The organism is Flaviaestuariibacter flavus (assembly GCF_004337505.1).
In the GTDB taxonomy this organism is placed as follows: Bacteria; Bacteroidota; Bacteroidia; order Chitinophagales; family Chitinophagaceae; genus Flavisolibacter; species Flavisolibacter flavus.
Genome location: NZ_SJZI01000020.1, coordinates 1 through 3,080 on the forward strand (window position 1 = coordinate 1; position 3,080 = coordinate 3,080).

The following is a 3,080-nucleotide window of genomic DNA, read 5'->3' on the forward strand; positions in this document are numbered from 1 at the left end:
GGCCACAGCGCAAAGCCCTGGTCGTTGGCCGCCAGCCGCCGATTCGGGTTAATTGCGGCAGAAATTCTCTTCAAAAGCTTTTTCTTTCCGACCAGTCCTTGGTTCGACCAGCAGGACACGAACTTCTCCTTGGCATCACGTTCGACTTGCCAGCCGCCGGACACCGTACCTGCATTTTCGTTGACCTCCAGCGACCTGCTACGCAAGCTGTACACGCCAGCCACGCAAACAGTCTCGCGTACGACTTCCCTGTGAACTTTGGCGGACAACTCCGTCGCGGTAGTTTGTGGTATGGCTGGCGGCGGCTTCGCGGCGCACCTGCTCAGCTAGTTGCGGTAGGGGAGCACTCCGACAGTTCGACGTCGGGGCGGCGGCCTTGTAGGCGGGCCGAGCGGCCAACAGGGGCTGTTGCGCTATGGCCTCCGAGCAGTCACTATAATTTCTATCTTCACTCTCGGCCACAGCGCAAAGCCCTGGTCGTTGGCCGCTACCTGCGAACACTCCGCAATTCGAAGATGAAAACTACGGTACCTAATAAGTGGATATTTAGACTAGCACTACTGCTTTGCGTTGCTGCAGTTATCTATGCCTTGCTGCCAAGTAGTGAAGGTTCTGCCCGTCATGAACTTGAAACCGCGATTTCTAGGATCGAGTCTTACCACTCTAAACACGGTAGGTATCCAGTCTCGGGCCTTGACGCAGGTATAGAATCGAAATCAGTTTTCTACTCAACCAATGGCAAAGCATTCACCTTAACGAACGCATATGGTCCGTTCGAGTGCAACATCCTGCGCTATTCCAGCGACACCGACTCCTTTGAAGCTCGCTTCTCCTACTGATGGGCAGCGGCCAACAGGGGCTGTTGCGCTAGCCTGGCTTACTACAGCGGAAAGTGTCCTAAATTAGACCGGCCAGCGCAAAGCCCTGGTCGTTGTGCGCAATGGGTCGCTTCAATTCGAAAATCCTAAACTAACTATCAGTTATGTCCAACAGTTATAGCAGTCTTAGCACAAACGAGCTCGAGGAAGTTTATGCCGTAACCATGGCGAATTATGGCTCAATCGCCGGAGAACTGCTTGAAGAGATCAACCGACGGGGTGGGGAGGCCGCTTTCAAAGCACAGGTCGAAAAGGAAAAGGAATTGAAGGCCGAGAAAGCACGGATCGCTACGGAAGTAGCCTTATTAATGAAGGGACAATCAGATCCGCAGTTTCCAAAAACAATGATCACGTCAACCCTGTTGTCCGAAAAGGAGTTGTCAGATTTTATCGACCTGCTTGCTAAACGACATGTCGTTCAACAGAACAATGCCAAGGTTCACACTAAAACCATTTCAGATAGTGTGATCGGCGTTGTAATAGGTGCTATTTTGGGGGCGATCATCACCGGATTGCAAATCTTTTTTATCGGCAAGTTCTATTACGTAAGCTTGGTTGTTGTTTATCTCGCTTCTTGGCTTACCCTCCGGATGATTACCAAGAAGGATGCTGGAAACGTGGTTGTTTTGTTGTCAGCAATAGTTTCGACTATTGTTGGACCCCTGTTAGCTTTTGCGCTGCTAATAAAGTGAGGCAGCTTTTAGTCGCACTGCGCACAACAGGGGCTGTTGCGCTATGGCCCACGAACAGTCACTATAATTTCTATCTTCATGCTGGCCACAGCGCAAAGCCCTGGTCGTTAGCGGCAATCCAATGAAGCGACACCTTCTTAATATCGTAACAGTTTTATTAGTCAATACTGCATTAGCGCAGGGTGGGTTTCGTTCTTGCGGTAATGGTGAAAGCTTACCAACATTTGTTGGGCGCCTAGGTAGGGCAGATTCCGTAGGGACCGGACATTATCAGCCTATGGTTATTTATCAGTATGATACTGAAGGAAAGTTGCTTTACTTAAAGGCTGTGCGGGGCAAGTTTGATGGAAACCGAAAATTTGATTTATCACAGACTGATTATCTCGACTCGCTTGGACGAGTTTACCTAAGCCAACAGATTAGAGACGGAAAACTTTATTTCTGCTTGAGGTATTTCTATCGGAAAGATGGCTCGTTAGAATGCCGGCAAGGGTTTGTCGATGGTAAAATCGTTACAGTTTACGACAAAAACTCCCCATGGGATCAATTGTGGGATCAGCTTTAGACGACCTCTCTGGACGACTTTGAGGCGGGACTGCCGCTAACATGAACTATGGTTATTTCCAAGAGTTTTTTTAAGCGAGTGCGCTTTTAAAATCTGCCTGATACACCGTTCCTTTTGTAGCTATTGCAAATGCTTGTTTGAGCAGCTTATTGCACACGGCGATGAGGGCCACATAGGGCAGCTTTCCTTTGGCCACTAGTCGGTCATAGAGATCCTTACATGCGGCGTTATATTTCTTGGCCGTGAGCGCGCACATGAACAACACACTGCGCAGGTAGCCGTTGCCCATTTTGCAGATTCCCCGCTTTCCCTTTATCGAAGTGCCGCTTGTGTGCTCCCTGGGTGCAAGGCCTGCCAGGGCAATGAGCTGGCGGTAGTTGGAGACCTTGGTAAAGCCGTCGGTGGCTACGATGAGGGTGGCCACGGCGCGCTTGCCCAAGCCGGGCACGGAGCGCAGGTTCTTCATCTGGTTGCCACTCCACTGCTTCAGTTCTGCATCCATCTGCGCTTCCAGCTTTTTCAGTTCCCGCTCGATCCGGGCAATAGAGGCTTTGAGGCTTTTTGTGACCTCCTTATCGGCAAAGGGCATGTAGGTGAGGGCATGCAACTGGTTTTGAAGCATGGTTTTCTGACGCACATACATATTGATCAAAGCCCCGATCTGGCTGCATTTGAGCTGCGCCTGCGAGGGCACACGCCACACGGAAGCTTCTCTTTCCACTCCATAGCGGAAGAGCCAGCGGGCGTCTTTTTTGTCGGATTTGTTACGCTCCAGGTTCATCTGGATAAAGCGCTTGACGACCATTGGATTTTCTACCCGCACGTCGCCTCCTGCTTCCTTCAGGGTAAAGGCAAGGGCGAGATAATAAGGCCCGGAGGTTTCCAGAACATATACCCGCTCACCGCACTTTTCCAGCAGCTCGCGGTGGCCGGAGGCGGTGTTGG

Annotated in this window: 4 protein-coding genes; 2 read left to right on the forward strand and 2 right to left on the reverse strand. The window is 50.9% G+C overall.

Features of this window, described 5'->3' with window-relative positions:
• The coding region (locus tag EPD60_RS07775; protein ID WP_165871464.1) for a hypothetical protein at nt 1–224 on the reverse strand (224 nt) is incomplete at its 3' end.
• 758 nt (nt 225–982) lie between these two features.
• Here EPD60_RS07775 and EPD60_RS07780 point away from each other — a divergent pair.
• Both EPD60_RS07780 and EPD60_RS07785 read left to right on the forward strand, forming a co-directional pair.
• Nucleotides 983–1,570, forward strand: a complete 588-nt coding sequence (locus EPD60_RS07780; RefSeq protein ID WP_131448548.1) for a hypothetical protein — start codon at nt 983–985, stop codon at nt 1,568–1,570.
• 121 nt (nt 1,571–1,691) lie between these two features.
• Nucleotides 1,692–2,135: a hypothetical protein gene (locus EPD60_RS07785; protein WP_131448550.1), complete on the forward strand. Its 444-nt coding sequence runs from the start codon at nt 1,692–1,694 to the stop codon at nt 2,133–2,135.
• Nucleotides 2,136–2,205: 70 nt separating this feature from the next.
• On the opposite strand, the gene EPD60_RS07790 is transcribed toward EPD60_RS07785, so the two are convergent.
• On the reverse strand, nt 2,206–3,080 hold an 875-nt coding region (locus tag EPD60_RS07790; protein WP_131448552.1), incomplete at its 5' end, for an IS110 family RNA-guided transposase.